Origin of the sequence: Hymenobacter busanensis, assembly GCF_008727865.1 — a bacterium.
In the GTDB taxonomy this organism is placed as follows: Bacteria; Bacteroidota; Bacteroidia; order Cytophagales; family Hymenobacteraceae; genus Solirubrum; species Solirubrum busanense.
This window is the reverse complement of the sequence record NZ_VTWU01000001.1, coordinates 887,903-914,040: the sequence shown is the minus strand read 5'-3', so window position 1 is coordinate 914,040 and position 26,138 is coordinate 887,903. Positions and strand designations below refer to the sequence as shown.

Annotated in this window: 22 protein-coding genes; 17 read left to right on the top strand and 5 right to left on the bottom strand. The window is 61.9% G+C overall.

Annotation, left to right across the window (positions count from 1 at the left end; all coding sequences use genetic code 11):
* The first annotated feature begins 18 nt into the window (after positions 1–18).
* The 5 genes from F0P96_RS03845 (at position 19) to F0P96_RS03825 (ending at position 6,125) form a co-directional block, all read left to right on the top strand.
* The gene (locus F0P96_RS03845) at positions 19–762 is read left to right on the top strand and encodes a DUF434 domain-containing protein (protein ID WP_151077427.1); all 744 of its coding nucleotides are present in this window, start codon (positions 19–21) and stop codon (positions 760–762) included.
* 11 nt (positions 763–773) lie between these two features.
* Complete coding sequence (locus tag F0P96_RS03840; RefSeq protein WP_151077425.1) at positions 774–1,148, top strand: SMI1/KNR4 family protein; 375 nt, start codon at positions 774–776, stop codon at positions 1,146–1,148.
* Between the two features lie 84 nt (positions 1,149–1,232).
* Complete coding sequence (locus tag F0P96_RS03835) at positions 1,233–4,688, top strand: methylmalonyl-CoA mutase family protein (RefSeq protein WP_151077423.1); 3,456 nt, start codon at positions 1,233–1,235, stop codon at positions 4,686–4,688.
* A gap of 175 nt (positions 4,689–4,863) precedes the next feature.
* The gene (locus tag F0P96_RS03830) at positions 4,864–5,313 is read left to right on the top strand and encodes a DUF3828 domain-containing protein (protein ID WP_151077421.1); all 450 of its coding nucleotides are present in this window, start codon (positions 4,864–4,866) and stop codon (positions 5,311–5,313) included.
* A gap of 278 nt (positions 5,314–5,591) precedes the next feature.
* Complete coding sequence (locus F0P96_RS03825) at positions 5,592–6,125, top strand: GNAT family N-acetyltransferase (protein ID WP_151077420.1); 534 nt, start codon at positions 5,592–5,594, stop codon at positions 6,123–6,125.
* Between the two features lie 160 nt (positions 6,126–6,285).
* On the opposite strand, the gene F0P96_RS03820 is transcribed toward F0P96_RS03825, so the two are convergent.
* Both F0P96_RS03820 and F0P96_RS03815 read right to left on the bottom strand, forming a co-directional pair.
* The gene (locus F0P96_RS03820; protein WP_151077418.1) at positions 6,286–6,777 is read right to left on the bottom strand and encodes a hypothetical protein; all 492 of its coding nucleotides are present in this window, start codon (positions 6,775–6,777) and stop codon (positions 6,286–6,288) included.
* A gap of 63 nt (positions 6,778–6,840) precedes the next feature.
* On the bottom strand, positions 6,841–7,614 hold the full coding sequence (locus tag F0P96_RS03815) for a universal stress protein (RefSeq protein ID WP_151077416.1): 774 nt from the start codon (positions 7,612–7,614) through the stop codon (positions 6,841–6,843).
* A 331-nt stretch (positions 7,615–7,945) separates the two neighbouring features.
* On the opposite strand from F0P96_RS03815, the gene F0P96_RS03810 reads away from it, so the two are divergent.
* The 7 genes from F0P96_RS03810 to F0P96_RS03785 all read left to right on the top strand — a co-directional run bounded on the left by F0P96_RS03810 (position 7,946) and on the right by F0P96_RS03785 (position 15,806).
* On the top strand, positions 7,946–9,775 hold the full coding sequence (locus tag F0P96_RS03810; protein ID WP_151077414.1) for a peptidoglycan D,D-transpeptidase FtsI family protein: 1,830 nt from the start codon (positions 7,946–7,948) through the stop codon (positions 9,773–9,775).
* A 177-nt stretch (positions 9,776–9,952) separates the two neighbouring features.
* Positions 9,953–10,828, top strand: a complete 876-nt coding sequence (locus F0P96_RS03805; protein ID WP_151077412.1) for an aldo/keto reductase — start codon at positions 9,953–9,955, stop codon at positions 10,826–10,828.
* A 107-nt stretch (positions 10,829–10,935) separates the two neighbouring features.
* Positions 10,936–11,073: a hypothetical protein gene (locus tag F0P96_RS20855; RefSeq protein WP_160619978.1), complete on the top strand. Its 138-nt coding sequence runs from the start codon at positions 10,936–10,938 to the stop codon at positions 11,071–11,073.
* A 145-nt stretch (positions 11,074–11,218) separates the two neighbouring features.
* Positions 11,219–12,241 carry an alpha/beta hydrolase gene (locus F0P96_RS03800; protein ID WP_235917370.1) on the top strand — a complete coding sequence of 341 codons (1,023 nt, stop codon included), beginning with the start codon at positions 11,219–11,221 and terminating at the stop codon, positions 12,239–12,241.
* A gap of 177 nt (positions 12,242–12,418) precedes the next feature.
* Positions 12,419–13,051, top strand: coding sequence for a BamJ family beta-barrel-assembly machinery protein (locus F0P96_RS03795; RefSeq protein ID WP_151077411.1), 633 nt, complete (start codon positions 12,419–12,421; stop codon positions 13,049–13,051).
* Between the two features lie 129 nt (positions 13,052–13,180).
* Positions 13,181–13,708 (top strand): hypothetical protein, encoded by a 528-nt coding sequence (locus F0P96_RS03790; protein WP_151077409.1) that lies wholly within the window; start codon positions 13,181–13,183, stop codon positions 13,706–13,708.
* Positions 13,709–13,835: 127 nt separating this feature from the next.
* Positions 13,836–15,806, top strand: a complete 1,971-nt coding sequence (locus F0P96_RS03785) for a KUP/HAK/KT family potassium transporter (RefSeq protein ID WP_151077407.1) — start codon at positions 13,836–13,838, stop codon at positions 15,804–15,806.
* A 149-nt stretch (positions 15,807–15,955) separates the two neighbouring features.
* Here the strand turns inward: F0P96_RS03785 and F0P96_RS03780 are convergent, their stop codons facing one another.
* A complete protein-coding gene (locus tag F0P96_RS03780; RefSeq protein ID WP_151077405.1) occupies positions 15,956–17,761 on the bottom strand; it encodes a M61 family metallopeptidase in 1,806 nt (601 codons plus the stop codon).
* A gap of 180 nt (positions 17,762–17,941) precedes the next feature.
* Between F0P96_RS03780 and F0P96_RS03775 the strand changes: the two genes are divergently transcribed.
* The 4 genes from F0P96_RS03775 to F0P96_RS03760 all read left to right on the top strand — a co-directional run bounded on the left by F0P96_RS03775 (position 17,942) and on the right by F0P96_RS03760 (position 20,838).
* Positions 17,942–18,496: a C40 family peptidase gene (locus F0P96_RS03775; RefSeq protein WP_151077403.1), complete on the top strand. Its 555-nt coding sequence runs from the start codon at positions 17,942–17,944 to the stop codon at positions 18,494–18,496.
* A 645-nt stretch (positions 18,497–19,141) separates the two neighbouring features.
* The gene (locus F0P96_RS03770) at positions 19,142–19,579 is read left to right on the top strand and encodes a DUF2147 domain-containing protein (RefSeq protein WP_151077401.1); all 438 of its coding nucleotides are present in this window, start codon (positions 19,142–19,144) and stop codon (positions 19,577–19,579) included.
* A 24-nt stretch (positions 19,580–19,603) separates the two neighbouring features.
* Positions 19,604–20,125: a DUF2147 domain-containing protein gene (locus F0P96_RS03765; protein WP_235917369.1), complete on the top strand. Its 522-nt coding sequence runs from the start codon at positions 19,604–19,606 to the stop codon at positions 20,123–20,125.
* A gap of 107 nt (positions 20,126–20,232) precedes the next feature.
* Positions 20,233–20,838, top strand: coding sequence for a hypothetical protein (locus F0P96_RS03760; protein WP_151077400.1), 606 nt, complete (start codon positions 20,233–20,235; stop codon positions 20,836–20,838).
* A 52-nt stretch (positions 20,839–20,890) separates the two neighbouring features.
* Here the strand turns inward: F0P96_RS03760 and F0P96_RS03755 are convergent, their stop codons facing one another.
* A complete protein-coding gene (locus tag F0P96_RS03755) occupies positions 20,891–22,903 on the bottom strand; it encodes a M1 family metallopeptidase (RefSeq protein WP_151077398.1) in 2,013 nt (670 codons plus the stop codon).
* A gap of 227 nt (positions 22,904–23,130) precedes the next feature.
* Between F0P96_RS03755 and F0P96_RS03750 the strand changes: the two genes are divergently transcribed.
* Positions 23,131–25,386, top strand: a complete 2,256-nt coding sequence (locus F0P96_RS03750; RefSeq protein WP_151077396.1) for a T9SS type B sorting domain-containing protein — start codon at positions 23,131–23,133, stop codon at positions 25,384–25,386.
* Between the two features lie 97 nt (positions 25,387–25,483).
* Here F0P96_RS03750 and F0P96_RS03745 read toward each other — a convergent pair whose 3' ends face one another.
* The gene (locus F0P96_RS03745; RefSeq protein ID WP_151077394.1) at positions 25,484–26,128 is read right to left on the bottom strand and encodes a cytochrome c oxidase subunit 3; all 645 of its coding nucleotides are present in this window, start codon (positions 26,126–26,128) and stop codon (positions 25,484–25,486) included.
* Between the last annotated feature and the right edge of the window lie 10 nt (positions 26,129–26,138).

Sequence of the window (26,138 nt, the reverse complement as noted above, 5' to 3'; positions counted from 1 at the left end):
CCCACTTTACGCTTGCTTATGCGCCCTGCCGAGACCCGCCACCGGGGCCCTCACCCCGCCGATAATGAGTTGTTTGCCCCCAAATGGGTGCCGGTGCTCGGCCGCGCCGTTGCGGAGCTGTGCTGGCTTCTGGCGCGCGGCTACCCACCTGGCGCCACCCTGAAGCTGGTGGGCGACCGGCATGCCCTGACGGAGCGGCAGCGCTGGGCCGTGGGCCGCGCCGCCTGCACCGACGAGCAGCTTACCCTTCGCACTGCCAAGCAGCTGTCCGCCACCAACCTCGGCGGCCGCCCGGTCGCCATCGACGGCTTCAACCTGCTCATCACCCTCGAAACGGCCCTGAGCGGTGGCGTGGTGCTGCGCGGCCGCGACGGCGCCCTGCGCGACCTGTCCAGCATCCACGGCACCTACCGCGCCGTGCAGGAAACCGACCGCGCCATTCGCCTCACCGCTGCGGCCCTGCTACCGCTCAACCCCGGCCCCATCCGCTGGCTGCTCGACCAGCCCGTGTCCAACAGCGGCCGGCTCGCGGCGCGCCTGCGCGACCTGGGCCCCGAGCTCGGCCTGCCCTGGACGGCCGAAGTGGTGATGAACCCCGACAGCGTGCTGGTAGACACCGCAGACATCGTCGTGACTTCCGACTCGGTTGTGCTCGACCGCGCTAATTGCTGGCTCAATCTGGCGGCCCTAGCGCTGGAGGCCGCGCCGCCGCGCTGGCTGCTGGATTTAAGTCAGGACGAAACAGACGCATTTACTTCTTAACCATTGCCCCAATGACTATTGAAACTAATCCACCTCCAAGTACACAGGGTCTAGAGGCGTTTGCGCAGGCAACCGGGTTTCCCCTTCCGCCAGGCTACCTCAACTTCATGTCCGGCAGCAATGGTGCTCGGCTTACTGGAATTGAAAAGGACTTGGAGCTTTGGCCACTTGATGAACTTGTTGAAATCAATGCCGACTATGGCGTTGATGAGTTTTACCCAGGTCTATTCCTCATAGGCACCTACGGCGTGGGCGAGGCTTGTGCCGTTGAAAAAACAACCGGTCATTTATATATGACACCTTTTATTGGTGACTCTGGGGAAGATGCTGTGCAGATAGGTGAAACCTTCGCTGACTTGCTGACCTTTTTGGATACTCCCTATTAGAACTGAACCAGCCTAACACTTGTAAGCCCCACCACCCCTTTTTCGTACCTTAGCCACCCCATTTCCCACCTGCCCAACGCTGCCATGCATCCAGCTCCCGTAGCTCCTTACAAACCCCGCAACCACGTCCGCATCGTTACCGCCGCGGCCTTGTTCGACGGCCACGACGCGGCCATCAACATCATGCGCCGCATCATCCAGGCCTCGGGGGCCGAAGTCATTCACCTCGGCCACAACCGCTCGGTGCAGGAAATTGTGGACTGCGCCATCCAAGAAGACGCCCAGGCCATTGCCATTACCTCCTACCAGGGCGGCCACAACGAGTTCTTCAAGTACATGTTCGACCTGCTAAAGGAGCGGGGCGCGGGCCACATCAAAATCTTCGGTGGCGGCGGCGGCGTCATTCTGCCCTCCGAAATCGAAGACCTGCACCAGTACGGCATCACGCGCATCTACTCGCCCGACAACGGCCGCGCCATGGGCCTGCAGGGCATGATCAACGACCTGCTCGAGCAGGCCGACTTCCCCACCGGCCAGCACCTCAACGGCGAAGTCTCCCACGTAAAAGAGAAAGACGCCCGCAGCCTCGGCCGCCTGATTTCCGCCGCCGAAAACTTCCCCGAAGAGTTCGAGCGCGTAAAGTCGCAGCTCGTTGCTGATTTTCAAAAACAGGATCAGAACAACGGCAACGGCCAGACCGGTACCAAGCGCGCCCCCATTCTCGGCATCACCGGCACCGGCGGCGCGGGCAAGTCTTCGTTGGTCGACGAGCTGGTGCGCCGCTTCCTGCTTGACTTCCCCGACAAGACCATTGCCATCATCTCGGTCGACCCGAGCAAGCGCAAAACCGGTGGCGCCCTCCTGGGCGACCGAATCCGGATGAACGCCATCAACAACCCGCGCGTGTACATGCGCAGCCTGGCCACGCGCCAGAGCAACCTCGCCCTGAGCAAGTACGTGCAGGACGCCGTGGACGTGGTGCGGGCCGCCGAGTTTGACCTGATTATCCTCGAAACCTCCGGCATCGGGCAGAGTGACACCGAAATCATCGAGCACTCCGACGCCAGCCTCTACGTGATGACGCCCGAGTACGGCGCGGCCACCCAGCTGGAGAAAATCGACATGCTCGACTTCGCCGACGTCATTGCCCTCAACAAGTTCGACAAGCGCGGCGCCCTCGACGCCCTGCGCGACGTGCGCAAGCAGTACCAGCGCAACCACCAGCTCTGGGACAAGCCCCTCGACCAGCTGCCCGTGTTCGGCACCATCGCCTCGCAGTTCAACGACCCAGGCATGAACCGCCTCTACCGCGCCGTGCTCGAAACCGTAGAACGCAAGACCGGCACCACCTTCGCCTCCCACCTCGAAACCTCGGCCGAGGTGAGCGAGAAGGTTTACATCATTCCGCCGCACCGCACGCGGTACCTTTCCGAAATCACCGAAACAATTCGTCAGTATGATCAGTGGGTGGAAAAACAAGCTGAAGTGGCTCAGCAGCTCTTCGGCCTCCAGCAAAGTCTTGTCGCCGTTCGCAGCCTCGGAGCAGCTAACGCCGGTGGCGGGAGCAGCGCAAACGCCACCGACCCAGGAGCACTCGTGGCCGGCCTGGAGGGCGCATTCGAGGAAATCAAGCTCCGGCTGGACGGGCAAAACTGGAAACTCCTGGAAACCTGGCCGCAAAAGGTAGCCGCCTACAAAGCCCCGGAGTTCATCTTCAAGGTGCGCGACAAGGAAATCCGCATCCAGACGTACTCCGAAACCCTCTCCCACCTGCAGGTGCCCAAAGTGGCCACCCCGCGCTACACCGCCTGGGGTGATTTGCTGACGTGGATGCTTCAGGAAAACGTGCCCGGCGAGTTTCCCTACACCGCTGGCGTGTTTCCTTTCAAGCGCGAGGGCGAAGACCCCACCCGCATGTTCGCCGGCGAAGGCGGCCCCGAGCGCACCAACCGCCGCTTCCACTACGTGTCGGCCGGCTTGCCCGCCAAGCGCCTCTCCACGGCCTTCGACTCGGTGACGCTCTACGGCGAAGACCCCGATTTCCGGCCCGACATCTACGGCAAAATCGGCAACTCGGGCGTGAGCATCTGCTGCCTCGACGATGCCAAGAAGCTCTACTCCGGCTTCAACCTCGCCGACCCGGTCACCTCCGTGTCGATGACCATCAACGGCCCGGCCGCTACCATCGCCGCGTTCTTCATGAACGCCGCCATCGACCAGCAGTGTGAGCTGTACATCCGCGAAAACGGCCTAGAGGACGAGGTAAACCAGAAAATCGACGCCATCTACCAAGCGCTGGGCCAGGAGCGCCCCCGCTACCAGGGCGAGCTGCCCGAAGGCAACGACGGCCTCGGCCTCATTCTGCTCGGCGTCACCGGCGACCAGGTGCTGCCCCAGGAAGTGTACCAGCAAATCAAAACCCGCACGCTCTCGCAGGTGCGCGGCACCGTGCAGGCCGACATCCTGAAGGAAGACCAGGCCCAGAACACCTGCATCTTCAGCACGGAGTTCAGCCTGCGCCTCATGGGCGACGTGCAGCAGTACTTCATCACGAACAAGGTGCGGAACTTCTACTCCGTGTCGATTTCGGGCTACCACATTGCCGAGGCCGGCGCCAACCCCATCACCCAGCTGGCCCTCACGCTCTCCAACGGCTTCACCTTCGTAGAATACTACGTGAGCCGCGGCATGGACGTGAACGACTTCGCGCCCAACCTCTCCTTCTTCTTCTCCAACGGCATGGACCCCGAGTACGCCGTGCTCGGCCGCGTGGCGCGCCGCATCTGGGCCAAGGCCATGAAGCTGAAGTACGGCGCCAACGCCCGCTCGCAGATGTTGAAGTACCACATCCAGACCTCGGGCCGCTCGCTGCACGCGCAGGAAATCGACTTCAACGACATCCGCACCACGCTGCAGGCCCTGTACGCCATCTACGACAACTGCAACTCGCTGCACACCAACGCCTACGACGAGGCCATTACCACACCCACCGAGGAATCGGTGCGCCGCGCCATGGCCATCCAGCTCATCATCAACCGGGAGCTGGGCGAGGCTAAAAACGAAAACCCGCTCCAAGGCTCCTTCATCATCGAGGAGCTGACCGACCTGGTAGAAGAAGCGGTGCTGCTGGAGTTCGACCGCATTACCGAGCGCGGCGGCGTGCTGGGCGCGATGGAAACCATGTACCAGCGCGGCAAAATCCAGGAGGAAAGCCTCTACTACGAGATGCAGAAGCACACCGGCGAGCTGCCCATCATCGGCGTCAACACCTTCCTCTCCTCCAAAGGCTCGCCCACGGTGCAGCCCGCCGAGGTCATCCGCGCCACCGAAGACGAGAAGCAGTACCAGATTGCCATGCTCCAGCGCCTGCACGCCCGCAACGCCGAGCAAACCGCCGAAGCTCTGAAGCGCCTGCAGCAAGTGGCCGTGCAAAACGGCAACATGTTCGAGGCCCTGATGGAAGCCGTGAAAGGCTGCTCGCTCGGCCAAGTGACCAACGCCCTGTTCGAAGTAGGCGGCCAGTACCGGCGGAATATGTAAGCTGCTGCGGCGGCTTTGGCTGAATGGAAACGGGTGCTACCTTGTGAGAGGTAGCACCCGTTTTATCTTTGTTTTGCCTCATGCCAAGGCAGGAAGAATCAAACCCATCAATAGAAAGAGTTATTTTTAAAATGGCATTCACTACAACACACCCGCTTCACAACTCGCAATAGCAATGAAAGGCTCAATTCTGATTTCTTTGCTTAGTATATTTTTAGTTTCTTGTACGCAAAGCAAAAACGAGAGCATCGCTGCGAATATTGAAATACAAAACCAAAATAAGAGCAACGCCGCGAACATAAAGAAGTTTTATCGTTACTATATATCTGAAATGGATAAAACTTTCCCACGAATAAGATTCAACGAAGACACTTTGCATAAATATTGCACCTCTTCCTTTTTAAAAAAACGAAAATATGAGCGTGAATTTGATATGGTGTTACAAGCACAAGACTATTTCGTAGAGTGGACTAAGAATCTCACAATAGAGCCTACAAACAATATGAGAAATAACGAGTACAATGTGTGCTTCCCGGTAGGAGAAGGAGAAGAACACAATATTATTGTTACGGTAAAAAAAGAGCAAGGGAACTACAAAATTTCAAGCGTAAGAAGAGTTGATTAGTTACAGCAGGTTGGTCGACGGTGTATCTCCCCCACTTGGCGTGAGTGTAGAGCAGTGTAGCTAGTGACCAGTCATAACCGGAAGCCCTATAGCCTCCCGCAGCCGCGCCAGCGGCCAGCCGGTACCGCGCCGCTCGGAGTCGTCCGGGCATGCTAATCGTGCTGTTGGCAGATGCCCGGCCTCCCGATAAGGCGCCCAAGAGCACAGCAATACCTCTCGCAACCTCCTGGCTCTTTTTCTTCCTCAAACCTGATTTTCTCACCAGTACTCAGTAAACAATGATGGGCAAAAGCTTTACTCCGTTCCCGGTTATAAAAACAGCGAGTCTAACCTTGAGACAACTCAGAAGCAGTGATGACGAAGCAATATTTAGCTTGCGTTCAAACAAGCAGGTAAACAAATACCTTGGTAGAAAGCCCAGCGAATCAATAAAGGATGCCCAGGACTTCATCCGGACTATCAATGAAAACGCTCAACGGAACGATGCCATTTACTGGGCCATTACATTGGGCGACAATGAGAAACTAATTGGAACAATTTGCTTATTTGGCTTTTCGGAAGATAACACCGCGGCGGAAATTGGCTATGAATTACTACCAGACTTCCAGGGAAAAGGAATAATGCACGAAGCAGCCACCAAAGTAGTTGACTTTGCGTTTAATTACATTAGACTAAGCTCTATAGAAGCTTATACGCACTCCGATAATCAAGAATCGACAAGGCTTCTAGAAAGATTGGGGTTCAGTAGAGAAAGTATTGCTGGCGAAAATCTTATACTATTCAAATTAACAGCTAACCCGCGCTCAGCATGACATTCAACGGGAAGGGTTAGCACAATTTTGCCCCGCGCCGCTTGGGAGTCGTCCGGGTGGCGCAGGGCGTTTCGTATCGAATCGTATCACGCTCCAAACACAAAACCGGCCCGCCCCTCTCCCCGAGGCGCGGGCCGGTTCGCATTTTCCCCCTACCCGTCTACCCCGGCTTCACCTCCACTTTCGCGCCCTTCCCGCCCGTCGTCACCAGCTTGCGCGCCTGCTGGTAGCCATCAAACAGAGCCCGGTTCAGCAGCTTAAACGCCTTCATGTCCGCGTCAAGCTGCCGCACTTCACCCATCAGCGCGTCCACCAGGTCTTCCAGCGCCGCGCCGGCCAGCATCCGCTCGTTGATGGTTTTGCGCGTGGCCGGCTGGGCCGTTTTAAAGGCCTCCAGCGCCGCGTGCAGCGGTTTGAGGGCCGTGGCCGTGAGGCCCTGCTTGGCCAGCTCCGGCACCACGTCGGCGCGGGCGGCGCTTTTCAGCACCGAGTCCACCACCCCGCTAAACGCCAGCGGCCGCAGCTGCTTGCTGGTGAGCGTGACCGAGGCCAGCAGGTCGTTGTCCTGCAAACGCGTGGCAATGCGGCTCAGCGGCCCAAGCAGCGCCGGCAACAGCTCCAGCAGGGTCTTTTTCGCCGCTTTGGCGTCCACGGTCAGCGCCTTAGTGCGCTTGGCCGTGCCGCCCCAAGTACCTGCGTGTCTTATACAAAGCCATTACGCCGGCACCGCCGCGTCCACCCGTTCGCCCACGGGCAGCAGCACCGGCACCGTGGCCTTGCGCAGCACCCGGGCCGTTACACTGCGGTGCACCAACGCCCCAAACAGACTCCGCCGCCGCGCCAACAGCACCAGCAGGTTGGCGCGCTGCTCGTCCACCGCCCCCAGCAACCCTTTCTCCGGCGTATCGGCCAGGGGTTGCTGAAAGCTGATTTCCATGTCGGTGGGCAGCAGGCCGCTGTGGCGCACGCTCTGCAGCACTTCCGTCCGGCTCAGACTGCTGCCGGGCGTGGTGGCATAGGTCAGCACCGGGTGCGCTTTCCACGTCGTGAGCAGTTCCTGGAAGCTGGCCGCCGCCGTGGCCGGCACCGCAAACCCCTCTCCGTCGATGCCCACCAGCACGCGGCGCGGCGCTACCAGCGCGGCTCCTTCGGGCACCAGTACCGCCGGCACCGGGCTGGTACGCAGCCACGGCAGGGCGCGGTTGGCCAGCAGGGTTTCCACATACCCCTCGACCGATGTCAGGCCCACCACCACCAGCAGCGGTTTGAAGCGTTGCACGGCCGCTTCCAGGGCTTCGCCAAACGGACCAGTCACCACCTCCACGGCGGTGGGCATGGCCATGCTTTCGGCCTGGCGGTGGAGGGCATAAGTTATCTGCTCCCGGTCGTAATACGGCACGCTGCCGGGCATGATGCCGGTTTCGGAGTAGGTATCGGGGGCCTGGTACACGTGCAGCAGCACCACGCGGGCCGGCCAGCTGGGCAGCATACAGGCGGGCCCGCTCGGCGGCGGGCGAAAGGTTGGTTAGTACAAGGAGGGTTTCCATGAGAAAGGCCGTTGAGGTATGCCGCAAAGGTGCCCGGTCCGGCTCCCCGGCCCGATGATTTCCATCAGCCCGCCGGCCTGATTTTCCTCACCCGCAAGCCGTTTCGGCCACGCTCTGCCAGGCACCGGTCGTTTCTCGCGCTGCCAGCCCGCCGCAACGCTTGCGCGGGTCGCCGGAGCTGCTGGTCCCGCCCATTGCCGCGCCGGCCGGCCAAGCGGCCCCGTTCAGCTAAAGCCCCTGCCGCCAAGCCCGGCAATTGCCTAGCTTTACCCCATGCGCACGGCTTCTATTGTTTGGCGAAACTGGCTGCTGGCACTGCTCGCTGCCCTTTCCGCCTGCTCGTCCCCCAACGACCAGCCCACCGCCGGCGCCCCCTCCGCCGACCAAAACGTGAGCATCCGCTACCAGGCCCGCCGCGTGGTGCTGCCCCAGGTGCCCCAGCGCGGCCGCCTCCTCGACCGCCACGACTCGGTGCTTGTGGCCACCCGCCTGCAATACCTGCTGCAGCTCCCCCGCCGCGCCCCCCTCGATACCCTCAAGCTCGGTGAGCTGCTGGGTTGGGACTCGACCACCGTGCGCCGCCGCATTCGGGAAGCCCTGCCTTACCCGGAGGCCCGCGGCAGCTACCCGGTGCAGCTCAGGCTCACCGCCGAGGAGCTGCAGCGCGTGCGCCAGGACAGCGCCGCCTGGCCCACCCTCACTTGGTCGCAGCGCCCCCGCCGCACCTACACCACGCCGGCCGGCGCCCCGGTGCTCGGCTACACCTACGCCGAAGCCCAGCCCTTCCTGCGCCAGGCCCGACGCACCGGCCGCGGGCGCTTCTACCGCCTGCGCAACGGCGGCGTCGAAACCTACTACAACGGCTTGCTCACCGGCCACCGCGGCTACCTCCACCCCTTGCTCGATGCCCAAGGCCGGCAGCACGGCTCCTGGGCCAAGGACACCCTCTTCCAGCAAGGCCAGGACCTGCACCTCACCCTCGACGTGAAGCTGCAGGCCTACGCCGAGAAGCTGCTCGGGGGCCGCCGCGGCTACCTCGTGGCCCTCGACCCGCGCACCGGCGAAATCCTGGCCTACGTCTCGGCCCCCATCTACCCCGCCGCCACCCCCACCGCCCCCGACCAGGCCGGCGTGCGCGCCGAGCTGCTGGAGCACGAAAACATGCCGCTGCTCAACCGCCCGGCCATGCTCGCCAACCCACCCGGCTCGGTCTTCAAGCTCATCAACGCCGCCATTGCGCTGCAAATGCGCGCCATCACGCCCGCCACCGCCTACCCCTGTGACCAGTCTCTGGTGAGTTGTGTGCACCATCACCGGCCCGCCAAAACCCTCACCGCGGGCCTCAAGTACAGCTGCAACCCCTACTTCTACCAGGTCATGCGCAGTGTCATCGACTGCGTACCCGACACCCTGGCCGGCGACACCGTTGCCGCCCGCCACGCCAACCTGGCCCAGTGGCGCCGCTACGCCCGCTCCTTCGGCCTCGACTCCGTCCTGGGCGTCGACGTGCCCCGCGAAGCCCCCGGCTTCCTGCCCACCCCCGCCTACTACGACCGCGCCCGGCGCACCCGCGGCTGGACCTACCGTTCTATCTACTCGCTCAGCATCGGCCAGGGCGAAATCAACCTCACCGGCCTGCAAATGGCCAACATGGTCGCCATCGTGGCCAACCGCGGCTGGTACTACCCGCCCCACCTGGTGCGCGGCATCGGCAGCGGTGGGCCGCTGCCGCGCTTCCTCAAAAAGCGCCACACCCTCATCGACAGTGCCCACTTCGCTGCCCTTGTGCCCGGCATGGTGGCCGTTATGCAGCGTGGCGGCACCGCCGATGCCTCCAGCCTCGCCGACGTGGGCATCACCGTGGCCGGCAAAACCGGTACCGTCGAAAACGACGAGGGCGACGACCACGCCGCCTTCGTCGGTTTCGCCCCGGCCGACAACCCCAAAATAGCCGTGGCCGTGTACCTCGAAAACGCCGGCTTCGGTGCCACCGCCGCCGCGCCCTGCGGCGTGATGGTGATGGAAAAGTACCTGCGCGGCTACATCGCGCCCAAACGCAAACGGTGGGAAAAGCGCATTCAGTACCGCGCCCGCGGCGAGTAGCCGGGGCGCTTTCCCCAACATGGTGGGCAGGTTAAGGTAAAGGCAGAACTAGCTCGACTACCGGGAAAGAAAGCGGCCGTGCCGTTACCGCACCTCGGCTGCACGCTCAACGGCCTTCGTGCTTGGTCCGCCGCCGAGCAGAAGCCTCTTCCCAATTACACCCCTTCTTTTCCAATCATGCCCTCTACCATCACCATCGCCCCCACTTCCGCCCAGCCCCTCACCGCCAACCGCCTCGGCTACGGCACCATGCGCCTCACCGGCCCCGACATCTGGGGAGAGCCGGCCAACCGCCCCGAAGCCCTGCAAATTCTGCGCACCGCCGTGGAAAGCGGCGTTAGTTACCTCGACACCGCCGACTACTACGGCGAGGACATCACCAACCGCCTCATTCGCGAGGCCCTGTACCCCTACCCGGCCGGCCTGGTCATCGGCACCAAAGTGGGCGCCACCCGCCGCCCCGACAAAAGCTGGGTGCCCTACAACCGCCCTGAACAGCTCCGCGCCAGCATTGACAACAACCTGCGCACCCTCGGCCAGGAGCAAATTCAGCTGGTGCACCTGCGCCTGATGGGCCACGGCCCGGTGCCGCTCGATGAGCAGCTCGGTGCCATGTTTGAGATGCAGCAGGAAGGCAAGATTCTGCACGTGGGCCTGAGCAACGTAACCCGCGCCGAGCTGGAAGAAGGCCTGCAAATGGGCCCCATTGCCACCGTCGAGAACATGTACAGCTACGCCCAGCGCACCACCCTGAACCTGCCCCACGGCGTGAATACCGGCGGCGAGGAAGTCCTGGACCTCTGCGAGCAGCACCAGATTCCGCTCATTCCGTTCTTCTCCCTGCTGCACGCGCTGCCCAAAGCCGACGACAAAATTGCCGAAATAGCGCGCAAGTACAACGCCACGCCCGCCCAGATTAACATTGCCTGGCTGCTGCACCGCTCCCCCTTGATGCTGCCCATCCCCGGCACGTCGTCGTTGGCGCACCTGCGCGAAAACCTGGCGGCCGCCGCAATCCACCTGAGTGACGAGGATATGGCCTTTCTCGGCTAGAAACCGAATAAGCCAACCAAACAATGATGCATGCCTAACAATTTATTAATCTATGCGTAGTATCTTTGTGCCAAGATTCTGATCATCACTCACATAAAACAAAGAATATGAAAAAGACCACCGCCGTTTCGACGCTGTTGCTGCTGGGTGGCCTCGGTTCCCTGGGGCTGTGGGCAGCCCGCACGCTGCACTTCCAGCTGCGCATCGACGCCCTCGACGAAGATTGGAACGACTACTGCTGCTAGCATCTCATTGTGCCGTGTGGCCATTGCTTTTGAGCCGGTTCTGCCAGTGCGGAACCGGCTTTTTTGTGCCGCCGCGTGGCCACTACACCAGCCGAAGGCCTAGCTTGCAAATGTAATTCTCGTTTCAGCACCTTCCCGTTTTAGCGTGCCATTTCCTGCCTTTCCCTTGTTTGTGGTGCCTGTGCGCTTTGGGGCACCACCTCTGCTGCTGGCCGCACTGCTAGTAGGCGGCTGCCCGGCGCAAGCCCAGCAGGCCGCTCCCGTTCCGCGCGACACGTCCTTCACGGTGCACAGCGCCTACGTAAAGGCCAAAAAGCAGCACCCGACCATCACGGTAGCGCGGCCCCCGGTGCCCAGGCATGTTCGCACCGCATCCAATCTTACGTACTGCGCCCTGGCCGGTGGCCGGGAGTTGAAGCTCGACGTGTTTTACCCGCGCGCCAAGCGGCGGCAGACGTTTCCCGCTGTGCTCATCGTGCACGGCGGTGGCTGGCGCTCCGGCGACCGAGCGCAGCACGTGCCGTTGGCCCAACAGCTGGCCGCGCGGGGCTACGTAGCCGTAACGGCCGAGTACCGGTTGTCGACTGAAGCGCCCTACCCGGCGGCAGTGCAAGACTTGAAAACCGCACTGCGCTGGCTACGCGCCCACGCCTGCCCCTACGCCATCGACACCACCAAAGTCGCCGTGTGGGGCTTTTCGGCGGGTGGGCAGTTGGCCACGCTTGTGGGCACCACCAACGACGACCCGCTGTTCGAAGCGGGCACGTGTTACCGCAGCCACAACAGCCGCGTGCAGGCCATTGTCGATGCCGATGGCACCCTCGCTTTCATTCACCCCGAGTCGGGCGAGGGCGACGACCGGAAAGGCCCTTCGGCGGCGACCTTGTGGTTTGGGGCCAGCAAAACCGACCGGCCCGACTTGTGGCAGCAAGCGGCCCCGCTCAACCACGTTTCGGCCCATACGCCGCCCATTCTGTTCATTAACAGCGGTGTGGCCCGTATGCACGCCGGCCGCGACGACATGCGCCGCCAACTCGACGCCTTCGGCATTTACAGCGAAGTGCAGCAGTTTCCCGAGGCCCCGCACCCGTTTGTGCTGTTCAACCCGTGGTTTGAGCCGACGGTGGCCTACACGGTGAACTTTCTGAACCGGGTGTTTGGCCGATAGCTAGACACAGCGGCTGGCCCGCAACATGCCATTGTGGCGCACCCAACAGGCTGGCGCGGTAACTGCCACCAGCTGCCCGCCACAGTGGGCCGCGTTTTTTCCGCACCTTCGCAAGCGGCGTCGTATAACCGACCGTTTGGCGGCTGAGGCCGTTTTTATTTACCCAAACCCTACCCCATGGAACTGACCTCGCTCAAGCAGCAAATCAGCTACATCATTGGCCGCGACTTGGCCCGCAACTTCGCCCAGCAGGGCCTCGACCTCGACGTGGACGTGCTGGCCGCCAGCCTCAAGGGCGCCCTCAGTGGCCAGCCCAGCCAACTTTCGCCCGAGCAGATGCAGCAGGCCATGCAGCAATTTCAGCAGCAGATGGAAGCCGCCGACCCGCAGGGTGGCGCCGACCAGGCGGCTGGCAGCAACGACAACAAAGCGGCCGGCGAGGCTTTCCTGGCCGACAACAAGAGCAAGCCGGGCATCACCACGCTGCCCAGCGGCCTGCAGTACGAAGTGCTGAAAGAGGGCAACGGCCCCAAGCCCACCCCGCGCAGCTCGGTTACTACCCACTACCACGGCACGCTCATCGACGGCAAGGTGTTCGACAGCAGCTACCAGCGCGGCGAACCGGCCACGTTCGGTGTCAACCAGGTTATTGCCGGCTGGACAGAAGCCCTGCAGCTGATGCCCGAGGGCTCGAAGTGGCGGCTCTACATTCCCTCCGACCTCGCCTACGGCAAGCGCGGCGCCGGCCGCGACATCGGCCCCGACTCGGCGCTGGTGTTCGACGTGGAGCTGCTGAAAGTAAATAACTGAACCGCCTCTCCGACCGCGCCGGCCGTGGCCGCTCCCCGCTGGGCGAGCACCTCTACGTCCGGCGCGCCTCGGCCGGGCCCCTTGCCGCCGGTGCCCAAACCTGCGGCTACTCTACCTGTTGCTCCCCCTATGGAGCCCCTTGCCCCTGCCACGTTTATTCCCGCCCCTGTGCCGCCGCGCGCCCCCATGCGTAGCGCCGACGGCCGCGTGGAGCTGACCGACGACGCCCTGACGGTGGAAGGCAACGCTTTTTCACTGCTGGAATTGGAAAGCGTGCAGGTGCAGGCCGTGCGCTGGCTGCTCTGGATCATGATGGGCGCCCTCACGCTGGGCGGCTTCACGCTGGCTTTCCTTCAGAATTGGATTCGCACGCCCACCGCCATGATTGGCATGGCAGCCGGGGCCTTGCTGCTGGCCTGGGGCAACCGCGGCGCCAACCGCCTGCGCCTGAACCGGCTCGGCCGCGAGGCGGCGCACTACGCCCTGCCCGGCGACTTGGCTCAGTGGCAGAAATTGGCTTCTGAAGCTAACCAGCGCATTTACCTGCGCCACCAGCGCGCCGCCGCCGATGCCATGGCGCTGCTGGCCCAACAAGAAGCGGAGGCCGCCGCCCGCGCCGCCGATCTGGAGCCGGGCTCTGCTACCGTCTCGTCCTAAAGACCTTACCGGGCCGTTGGTCATGCCGTGCGTAAGCGGCCAAAGCCTTCATGCGCAAAGCCGCCGGCCGTGCTACCTTTGCGCGCTACTTTTTGAGGGCCTTTCTTATTCGCTGTTGTCGCGACCTATGAGTGACACGAAAACATTACCCGATGCCCGTACGGCCTCGGCACACCACCCGCACACCGCCATTTCCACTGCGGGTCTGCTTATTGCCCTCGGCATCATCTACGGCGACATCGGCACCTCGCCGTTGTACGTGATGAAGGCCATCGTACCCGGCGTCATTACCCAAGACCTCGTGTACGGCGGCATCTCGGCAGTGCTCTGGACGCTCACGCTTCAGACTACCGTCAAGTATGTGCTGCTCACCCTGAACGCGGACAACAACGGGGAAGGCGGCATTTTCTCGCTCTATGCCCTGGTGCGCCGCCGCGGCATGTGGCTGTCGGCGGTAGCCATAGTGGGCGGCGCGGCCCTGCTGGCCGACGGGGTGATTACCCCGCCCGTTTCGGTATCCTCGGCCATTGAGGGCCTAGAGGCCGTGTACCCGGAAATTCAGACGGTGCCCATCGTCATTGCCATTCTGTGCGGGCTGTTTTTGCTACAGAGTTTCGGAACCCAGATTGTGGGCAAAGCATTCGGCCCCATCATGTTCCTCTGGTTCTCGATGCTGGCCGCGCTGGGCGTCTACGGCATTCTGCAGCACCCTGAAATTCTGAAGGCGGCCAATCCGTACTACGCCTACAACATGCTGGTAAACCAGCCCGGTGGATTCTGGCTGCTGGGCGCCGTGTTTCTGTGCACCACCGGAGCCGAGGCGCTGTACTCCGACCTCGGCCACTGCGGCAAAGGCAATATTCGCATCAGCTGGGTGTTCGTAAAGACCAGTTTGCTGCTGAACTACTTCGGGCAAGGCGGCTGGCTGGTGGCCCACGCCGGGGAGCCGCTCAACGGCCGTAACCCCTTCTTCGCGCTCATGCCCGAGTGGTTTCTGCTCATCGGTATCGGTATTGCCACCATTGCCGCCATCATTGCCTCGCAGGCGCTCATCACGGGCTCGTTTACGTTGGTGGCCGAGGCCATTCGGCTGAACATGTGGCCCAAGGTGAAGCTGAACTACCCTACCGACGTAAAAGGGCAGCTGTACGTGCCGAGCATGAACCGCCTGCTGCTGCTGGGCTGCATTGCAGTGGTGCTGTACTTCCGCCGCTCCGAGCACATGGAAGCGGCCTACGGGCTGGCCATTACCATTACCATGCTCATGACCACGCTACTGCTGAGCATGTGGCTGCGGGCCAAACGGATACCCATGCCGCTGATTGTGCTGTTTTTGCTGGTGTACGGGGGTATCGAGGGCTCGTTTTTGGTGGCCAACCTCATCAAGTTCCCGCATGGCGGCTGGGTGTCGGTGGCCATTAGCCTCTGCCTGATTTCGGTGATGTATGTGTGGCTGCGGGCTTATTTCATCAAGAAGCGCCTGACGGAATTCGTGAAAATCGACCCGTACATGGAGGCGCTCAAAGAGCTGAGCAACGACGAAACGGTACCGAAATACGCCACGCACCTCGTGTTCATGTCGTCGGCCGAGCGGCAGTCGGAAATTGAGTCGAAAATCATCTACTCCATCTTCCAGAAGCGCCCTAAGCGCGCCGACATCTACTGGTTTGTGCACGTGGACACCACCGACGAGCCCTACACAATGGAGTACAAAGTGACCGAGCTGGCGCCCAATGACGCCTTCCGCGTCACGTTCCGCCTGGGTTTCCGGGTCGAGCAGAAAATCAACCTCTACTTCCGCAAAGTGGTGGAAGACCTTGTGCGCAACAAGGAAGTGGACATCACCTCGCGCTACGAGTCGCTGAGCAAGCAGCACGTAACCGGCGACTTCCGCTTTGTGGTGCTGGAGAAGTTCCTCTCCGTCGAAAACGAATTCCCCTTCGTGGAAAAGCTTGTGATGCAGGCCTACTTCTACATCAAGCAGTTCATCGCGTCGGAAGACAAGTACTTCGGGCTCGATACCTCGTCGGTGAAAATTGAAAAAGTGCCACTGGTCATTACGCCTACCCGTAGCGTGGCCCTGAAACGAGTGTACTAACGGCCTCAAAGGCATAATTCCGAGACCCGCCCCGCCAGATTGGCGGGGCGGATTTCGTACGCGGCCGGGCTACCGTCCGCTTTTTCAACTCACAGAAAAGCCGCTGAACGCAGATTCAGCGGCTTTTCTCGTTTCCAGGCAAGCAGCAGCTAGCTTTTCAGCTGTAGCCACTTGCGGCGCACGGCCAGTTGGGCCGGGGTGGCATTTTCCACCGGCTCGATGCGGTAGCGCACCGCGGTGCCGGCCAGCAACGGAAACGACAGCTCCCGGATCTGCCCGTCGCGGGTGACGAGCAGGCGTACCGTGCTGCGCACGGCGCGGCCAGCCAGGGCTTTGCTCAGGTCGTCGGTGGCGCGAAGGCCGTCGAGGGCCAGAATTTCGTCGCCCACGTTCAGGCCGCCCTGCCAGGCGCTGCCGTCGCGCACCACGTTGGTTACGGTGGGCTTGCCGGAGGTCAGCGAAATGGTGGCGCCCAGACTGGCGTCGGGCTGGGTGATGGTGTTGGTCAGCTTCAGGCCGGCGTAGCCCAGCGCGCCTTCGTAATCGAGGCGGGTGGTGCCGTACACCGAACGGGCAAAGAAATCGTCGAACCGGCGGCCGGCCACTTTGGCCACGGCATCCTGGAATTCGGCGTCGGTGAAACCGCGGCCCAGCTTCTTGTAATACTGATCGTAAAGCAGCCGCAGCACGTCGTCGTAGCTTTTCTGGGCGTTGGTGGCCTGCACAATCATCAGGTCGAGCACCGCCCCAATGACTTCGCCCTTGTCGTAGTAGCTGATACCCGCGTTCGGCGAGTTTTCGTTCGGGCGGTAGTACTTAATCCAGGCATCGTAGCTGGCCTCAGCAGCCGACTGCACCCGGTTGCCGGGCGTGTTTTCGACGCGCGTAATGCCGGTGGCGAGGTCGTTGAGGTAGTTTTCGGGCTTGATGAAGCCGGCCCGCTGCACAATCTGGTTTGAGAAATATTCGGTGCCGCCTTCGCTCAGCCACAGCATGTGGGTGTAGTTTTCGCGGTCGTAGTCGAAGGGCCCCAGCGCAATGGGCCGGATGCGCTTCACGTTCCAGAGGTGGAAATACTCGTGCGCGGCCAGCCCCAGCACACCCAGGTAGCCGGCTTCGGTGTTGTAGGCGTTGCGCGAGACTTCCAGCGTGGTGGAGTTGAGGTGCTCGAGGCCGCCGCCGCCGCGCTCCAGGTTGTGAATGATGAACAGGTAGCGGTCGAGCGGATTCTGGCCCACCACCTGCTGCGAGGTTTCGCAGATGCGTTTGAAGTCGGCCGTAATGCGCTCAGGATTGTAGTTGGCGTTGCCATACATGGCAATGCGGTGGGGCGTGCCGTTGGCCTCAAACGTGAGTACTTTATGGTTGCCGATTTCAAACGGCGAGTCAGCCAGCTCGTCGTAGTTGCTAGCCTGAAACGTAAACGTTGGGCCGTTACTCAACGGTTTTAAGCTCGTCGACACTTCCGTCCAGCCCGTTGCCGGGCGTACTTCCACGATGCTCGGCAGCTGCTTCTGGCCTTCGGGGTACATAAACACGCTGGTGCCGTTCAGGTAGCCGTGCGAGGCATCCACAAAGCTGGTGCGCACGCTCAGCTCGTTTGCGTACACGCGGTAGCGCACCGTCAGGTTTTTCTGGCCGGCGTGGGCTATGCGCCAGGTATTCTTGTTGATTTTGTCGACTTGCAGGTCTTTGCCGCCGCCCTGGGCCACAAAGCCTTCCACGTTCTTGGCAAACTCGCGCACGAGATACGAGCCCGGCGCCCACACCGGCATTTTTACCTCGGTGCTGCGGCCCGACACGCCGCTGAGCTGCATTTCAACTTCGAAGTAATGGGTTTGCGGCGCCGGCATGGCCAGTACGTAGCGCAAGGTGGGCGCGGCCACCAACGGTGCGCCGCTCAGCAACAGCAGCGCCGCGGTGGCGCCTAGTCGCTGCATGGGAGAAACAAGCATTGGAACGGAAAACGGTGGAAAAAAGCACTCGGCAAGATGCCCAGGGACACTGCCGAGCCGGTTGGGCTGCAAAGTAAACGGCAAAAATGCCCGATTTGTCCCTTTCCGAAACGTGATGCAGCCCCGCTGCGTTAGGAAAACGGCTTGTCGGGATTCCACACCGCCCTGCCTGGCACGATTATGCGTTACGTCTGGCTGATGTTTGGCCTCTTTACTACTGCACTGCTGGGCCTGCTGGCCTGGCAGCAGCTTCGTCCCGCCGCCCCCGTACCCGCCAGCGGCGACCTGCCGCCCGTCCGCGCAGTTGTTTACCGCGCCACGGCCGGCCCCAGCGTCACCCGTGCCGATAGCGTGGTGCGCTTGGCCCTGCGCCAGCTTGGCAAGGCCTACTGCTACGCCGGCACCACGCCAGAGGGCGGTTTCGACTGCTCGGGCTTTCTGACCTACGTCTACAGCCAGTTTGATGTAGATGTGCCGCACTCCTCGGCCTTGCAGTACAAAACCGGTACCGCCGTGCCTCGCGAGCAAGCCCGCAAAGGCGACCTGATCATCTTCACCGGCACCGCCCAGACCAGCACCACGCCCGGTCATGCCGGCATTGTCATTTCGGAGCCGGGCCAGCCGCTGCGCTTCGTGCATTCGTCCTCCTCCAAGCGCGACCCAGGCGTGAAAATCAGCCAAGTCGACGGCACCGACTACGAGCGGCGGTTCCTGGGCATTCGGCGGGTACTGTGACGAGTGGCCAGATGGTTAAATGGCTGGTTGTTCTGATGCTTGTAGCTCTAAACAACCAGCCATTTAACCATCTAGCCACTCGTATAAAAAAGCGAAACCCGGCTGCCTTCACAGGTAGCCGGGTTTCTAATCCTGGGGCCATCTTACCAAGCGACCGGCCACCGGGGTCACCGGTGCGGCCATCTCAGTTCAGACCTGCCGTAATGCAGGGAAACATACGCTCCCCCACGACACTTGAGATGTTACGCGCGTTCGGCGGTGAAGCGAACGACATTACTCAGGCTTGGCAGGATGGATTTGGGACTATCAGACATTTTGTACCTCCTTTCTATTTGGTGAAACATAACTCCGGGGGCGCTACCAGCAACTTAGGTCCGCTGGCCGGAGCTGTAGCCCTCGCTACGGTCACTAAAGTTATATTCTGTACGAATGGTTCAAAACAAAAAGCCCATTATTTTTAGGTTAAGCCCTCTTTTTCGGCCATAAAGCTGACTTTCAAGACCTTTATTTTTAGCATAAAGCTATTCGTTTGGCTTAGCCTGGAATGTGGTACGCTACTTGCCATACCCGCTCCTGCATGATATTGCTATATCACGCGGCTTTTGTCTATTTTCCCCCCAACTTCTCCCACTCATTCGACTTCCGATGAAAAAATTGCTCCTCAGCCTGGTTCTGATCCTAGGTATTGCTGGCGTGGCCGCGGCCCAATCCCTTTCCCCGCTGGGCGTGTGGACCAACAGCGAAAAGAAAGCCACGTTCGAAATTTACAAGTGCGGCAACAAGCTGTGTGGCAAAATTGTAAGCCTGACGGTACCCAACGACCCGGCCACCGGCAAACCCAAAACCGATAGCCAGAACCCCGACCCGAAACTCCGCAACCGCCCCCGCTTGGGCTTGGTGTTCATGGAGGGCTTCGTGTACGACAGCGACAATAAGTGGGACGACGGCAAAATCTACGACCCCGAAAGCGGCAAAACGTACTCCTGCTACATGAAAATGCTCAATGCCAACACCATGGAAGTGAAGGGCTACATTGGCTTCTCGCTGATTGGCCGTTCGCAAACCTGGACGCGCGTTAAGTAGGCTACCCCGCCAAACGAATTGCCGGTGCCCGCTTCTAAGGAGGAGCGGGCACCGGCTTTTTTTGTACCTTTTGCTCCCGCCATTCCCTTCTCGTTCCCGGTGCGCTTTATCTGGCTTCTTGCGTTGTTTCTGCCCCTCACGTCCCGCGCCCAGAGCCCGACGCCCACCGGCGTGCCCGCTCCCCTGGGCGTATGGGCCGATGCCCAGGGCGAAACGCAAGTGGAATTCTACTATTGCGGCGAGCAGCTTTGCGGGCGTATTGTAGGCCTAAAGGAACCCAAAGACGAAAACGGCCGCCCCCGGCAGGACGTGCACAACCCCGACCCGCAACGCCGCGCCCAGCCGTGCTTGGGCCTGGTGGTGCTGCAGCACCTGCGCTACAACCCGGCCGAGGGCCGCTGGGACGAGGGCGAAATTTACGACCCCGAGAACGGCCGCACCTATTCCTGCTACGTGCGCCAGCTGGCCGCCGACCGGCTGGAAGTAAAAGGCTACATCGGCTTTGCGCTGGTGGGCCGTGCCCAGGTATGGACGAGGGTGCGTTGAGCACACTCCGGCTTGTATAAGGCGCTCTGGTAGCGGCGGCCTGCTCAGAACATGCAAACTATTCCGGGCGTTGGGTGTTGTTGAGCCGTTCCGTGAGTTATTCTGTGGTGTTGCACTTCTTTAAACGGCTTTGGGGTTCGGGCGCGCCCGTCGCGTGGAAACCTCTGCAGCGTTCGGCCTCCGAGCTGCGCGCCTACGCCCGTTGGGTGCACGCCCGCACGTACCTGAACTGGCTGGGCCCGTATTTTAAGGCGTATCACTACGCCAAGGCGGGGCTGCCCACAGCCCACGGCAACCTGCGCGCCCAGCTGCTGCAGGAATGCAGCCACCGCGGGGCGGTGTTGCTCTACGATCCGCAAATTGGCCCCGAAAACTTCCGACACCTGTTCGACCTCATTCGGGACCGGGTGCAGGCTTTGGGTTACCACTTGGCGTCCTCGGATCTGCGCATCCGCCAGCATCCGCGCTATACCGAAGCCATTGCCAAGCACTTCCTCAAGCCCCTGCCCACCGATTGCCCCGAAACCGGCCGGTGTCAGCAGCGCTTTGGCACTATAGCCGTCGATTTGGTGACCCTGAACGGCCTTCCGGGGTTCATCCGCGTCATGGCCAACGTCATCGACGACGGCATGTTCTGCCCCGCGTTTTCCTTCGATGAGTTAATGGAAGCCGTATTCAACGTCCAGGAAGAGCCGCGCACTTCCCAGGCATAAAAAAAGCCCTGTCGATTTACGACAGGGCTTTTTTAGTGCTGCAATGAACCCGCTATTCCTTTACGAAACGCGCGAACTGCACGGCTTGGCCGTTGGTGAGCAGGCGCAGCTGATACAGGCCGGCGCGCAAGGAAGCGACGTTGAGCTGCGGCGTTGTGCCGGTAAGCGTCTGACGCAGCACTACGCGGCCGATGGCATCGGTTACTTCGGCTTGTACAGACGGGGCCGGCAGGCTGCTTAGCGTTAGCACAGCGTGGGCGGGATTTGGGTATACCTGAATGCGCTCGGTACGCTGTGCAGCGGCCGTAGCCAGCACCAAAGCATTGTCGCGCTGGATAGTACCGGTGCCGTTCAATATCCACTGGTCGGGGTCGACTTCAACCGAGCTAACGGTTTGGCCGGCGGGCAACTGCACCCCAAAATCGGTAACGGCCTGGGCCTGACGGCGGCGCACTTTCAACGTCTGGCCCGAGGCGAAACGCAACAGATAATCAACGTCCGTGTCGAAGAAAGGCGTAACCGTGGGCATGGAGGCCGTTTCGGTGGAGCGCAGGTAGAAATTGCTGCCCACTTGGTTCCAGCGTACCGAAAAGCTAGGAAAGCCCTGGCCGTAGAACCACTGCTGGAAGAAATACGTGAGCGAGCGGCCGGCTTCGGCCTCGAAGATGCGCACCAGGTCGCGGGTGTAGGCAGTTCGGCCAGCGTAGGTGGTCTGGTACGTGCGCAGAGCCCGGAAGAACTTGGTGTCGTCGTTCAGCAGGTAGCGCAGCATGTGAATGACGGTGGCCCCTTTGGCGTAGGTCAGGCGGCTATCGAAGATGCGGCCCACGTTGGTCGAGTCGGCGTCGGGCACGCGAATACTGCCGCCGGGCTGCGACATCACGTAGCTATGCTCCCCGTTCATCCAGTCGCGGGCGTCGGAAGCGCTGCTCAGGGGCCCGAGCGTGAGGTACTCGCCGTAGGTGGCAAAGCTTTCATTCAGCCAGATATCCTGCCATTGGGCGCAGGTTACGTTGTCGCCAAACCACTGGTGAAACAGTTCGTGCGCGGTGAGCGTGAAGCTGAAATTCTGCTGGGTGGTCATGGTCTGGTGCTCCATACCGCCGCCAATGGGGCCCATCGAGTGGCCGTACTTCTCGTTGGCAAACGGGTAGGCCACAACCAGCGACGAGAAGTTGTTGATCATGGCCGGCGTTAGGTCGATCAGGCTTTTCTGATCCGTCAGCACCTGGTTGTTGTAGATGTAGTGCACCACCGGCACCACGCGCCCGTCGGGCAAGGTAGTGGGCGTGTCGTACTGAATGTAGGGCGCGCAGGCCACCGAAATCAGGTAGTAGTCGATGGGGTATTTGGTCTTCCACTCGTAGCGCACCTTGTTGTTGGGTAGCAGCACAGTGTTGCGCAGCAGCCCGTTGGAGCCCACCTTGTTCGGGCGGTCGGTAGTGGCCCACACCTCCACCGAGTCGATTTTGTCGGTGAGGACCTGCTTGCACGGAAACCACTCGTAGGCTGAAAAAGGCTCACTCAGGCTCCACGTTACCTGGGTGCCGTAGGTAGGGCTGGAGCCGTTGTCGAGGCCGTTGCCGATGGCGGCCGAGCCGCCGCTGGGCGCCGTGCCGCGGTAATACACGGTGGCGTAAAACAGCGCGTTGGGCGTAATCGGCTGCGGAATGCGGGCCGTTACGTCGCCGGCCGAACGTCGCCAGCCGGAGCTGCGACGCCCGTCCACCACCACCGAGTCGATGGTAAAGGTGGAATAGAGCTCGAAGGCCAGCGAATCGAGGGCCTGGCCCGACACGTTGCGGGCCCGCAGCCGCACCGAGCCGCCAATGTCCAGCGTCGTGTTGGTCAGGCTCACGTCGAGCTTGTAGTAATTGAGGTCGTAGCGCTCCATTTTCTGGCGGTGGCGCACAGTGTGCACTGGCTGGCGCAACGCGCTGTGCTGCCGTGCGGCAGCGCATTCGGCCGCCGCCGACTGGGAGACTTTTGCGTGCCGCGGTGCGTCCTGGGCCTGGCTTACCAGGCTAGCCAGCAGCCCGACCGCTGCGAAGGGTAAAAAACGCATGCAAGAAACCAATGTAGAGGGTGAAACGAGTAGCTAATACCGCCCCGGTCGGGCGGCGTCGAGGGTGAAGAACGAAGCGCCAAGATACGGGCCGCCTCGCATAAACCCGGCCGGCCGAATGGCCGTTCCCGCGGGCCGAAACAGCCCGATTTCGTTGTACCTTAGGCTCGGGCCACGAGGCGCTGTTTGTACGCGCATTAGAGGGTCCCGGCCATTTTCTGCTTCCTATGCGTTCCATTTTCTACTCGGTTTTGTGGGCCTTGCTCCTGCTGGCGGCGCTGCCGGCCCGGGCCACGCACATCGTGGGCGGCGAGTTGGGTCTGCAATACCTCTCGGGCGACTCCTACCGCCTCACGCTCACGCTCTATTTCGACGCCCGCAACGGCAACCCGGGCGCCCTCGACCCCGACGCTACCGCGGGCATTTTCGAGAAAGGCACCAACCGCCGTCTGCGCAACCTCACGCTCCCGCTCACCCAAAACACGTTTGTGCCCTACACCAACGTGGCCTGCGCCATTGGCGACCTGAGTACGCGCCAGCTGGTATACGCCGCCGGTATCGACCTGCCGGCCAACCTCTACAACAACCCGCAGGGGTACTACGTGGCCGTGGAGCGTTGCTGCCGCAACAACAACATCAACAACATCACCAACCCCGGCAACGCGGGCCAGGCCTATTACCTGGAATTTCCGCCCGTCACGCGCAACGGGCAGGTGTTTCGCGACTCCTCGCCGCGCATTTTTCCGCCCCTGAGCGACTACGCCTGCTTGGGTGAGCTGTTTTATTTCGATTTTGGGGGCACCGATTCCGACGGCGACTCGCTGGTGTACGACATGGTGACGCCGCTCAACGGCCACGCCAGCGCCGCCGACCCGCGACCGGCCCAACCTGGGGCCGTGCCCTACTCGCTCGTCAGTTGGGAAGCGGGCCTGAGCACCCAAAACCAAATGCCCGCCTTCGACCCGCTGCGGATCAACTCGCGCACCGGCCGCCTCACGGTACGGCCCAGCAACGCCGGCTTGTTTGTGTTTGGCGTGCGCTGCGCGGAATACCGCCGCGGCGTGAAAATCGGGGAAGTACGGCGCGACTTTCAGCTGCTGGTCATTCGGTGCTCGAGCAACCAAACGCCCCGCATGACGGTGCAAGCCCCCGGCTCCGGGCAGCCCGCCTACGTGCCCGGCCGCGACACCATGCACATTTTGCCGGGTACCGACCGCTGCCTGCGCATGCGCTTCACCGACCCCGATCCTTCCTCTCAGCTTACGCTGGAGTTGCGGCCGGTCAATTTCACCGCTACCCTGCCCGCACCCTCGGTACGCAGCGGCACCGTGCACGTGCCCGGCCAGCCCGATACGCTCGTGTCGACGCTTTGCTTTCCGGAGTGTTTCAGCTCGAAAGGCAGGGTGCTGTTGCTCGACGTGATAGTGGCCGACAACGGCTGCAGCCTGCCCCGGCGCGACACGGTGCGCGTGGCCTTCACGGCGCAAGCCCCGCCAAACGACCCGCCGCAAGTGTCCCTGATTGCCCCACCGACCACTTTCCCGCTGGCGGCGCGCGTGGGCGACGTGGTGCGGCAGGACGTACTGGGCCTCGACCCCGACAACGACGCGGTGACGCTGGAGCTGACGGGCCGCGGCTTTTCGCCCGCGGCGGTAGGGGCCCAACTTATTGTGCTGACCAACGCCAACGGCCGCTCCACCGCCCGCCTTTCGTGGCCCGTCGACTGCCGGGCGGTGGGACGCACGCTCTACGAGTTTGAGGTAACGTGCGTGGCCAATCCGTGCCAGGAGCGGCAGGAAAGCACCAAACTGCTCATTCCCGTGCAGGTCAATTACCAGAACGCCGCGCCCGTGCTAACCACTACGTTTCCGCCCGATTCCATCCCAATTGCCGTGGTGCGCCTACCATTGGGCGGCGTGTACTCGGCCAACCTAAGTGGTACCGATGCCGACAATGACAACCTGCGCTTGGCGGTAGAAGACAACGAGGCGGACCTGGCGGCAGCCGGCATGAGCTTTCAGGCCACCAACGGCGTGGGCAAAGCATCCGGCGTTTTCCGGTGGGTGGCTTCCTGCGGATCCATCAACCCCGATTCGCTCGACCTGCGGCCGTATGCGTACGCCCGCACCGTAACCTTTACCCTGCGCGACGAAACCTGCGTGGCCGCCCCGCAACGCCGCATGGTGCGCTTCGAAGTCATTCGGCCCGCGGCGCCCGAGTTTGTGCCCTATAATATCTTCACGCCGAACAAGGACACCGACAACAAGAACGAGTTCTTCGCTCTGCCTTCGCTCCCGCCCGATTTCTGCGGCCAACGCTTTTCTTCCATCACCATCTTCAGCCGCTGGGGCAACGAAGTATACCGTTCGCAAGACCGGGACTTCCGGTGGGACGGCGCCCACGTAGCGCCGGGCGTATACTACTACTTGGTGAAGTACACCGACGGGCGCACCTTCAAAGGCAATGTGACCGTGGCTCCTTAACCGTACCCTCCTGAATCGACAACGGCCCGGTATGCCTGTGCAGACCGGGCCGTTGTCGATTCAGGAGGGCTTGCCCGAAGCAGTTTTGGGACGTCTGTTAAAAGAGAAACAGGAAGAGCATGAACAAGGCCACCCACAGGCCGTCGATGAAATGCCAGTAGGTACTGAGCAGGCGCAGTTGGAGGCGGCGGTAGGGGTTGCGAATGAACACCAGCGTACGTACTCCGTCGCGGGCGGCGTGCAGGGCGCGCAGCAGCAGCGTGAGCAGAAAGAGCATGCCGCCAAGCAGGTGCACGATGTGCAGCGCCGAAATCATGTAGATGTAGGTGCCCGACGGTTCGCCGGTGAAAAACACTCCTTGATTCACCAGCTCGCGCCAGCCCAGCAGCTGCAAGCCGGTAAAAATGCTTCCCAGTATCAGCGTAACGCCTAGGCACCGGGCCATGCCGCGCACGTCATCGTCGCGGTAGAGGCGCGGGGCCTGGGCCAGGGTGTAGCTGCTCACCAGCAGCACCACCGTGCTCAGCGAAAACCAGCGCGGCAGCGGGTGCACGCTGTCGGCCCATCCGTCGCGGGCGCGGGTGTAAATGTAGAGGCCCACTAGCACCGCAAACAGCACCGTGATGCCCACCATTCCCACGTAGAGCAGCATGGCCAGCGGCGGCACTTTTTCGATGCGGGCGAAGGCCGGTGCCGGCCGCCCCGCTCCCACTTTGTCTTTGCGTTCCTTGTCCGAATTCATTGGTCTGGGC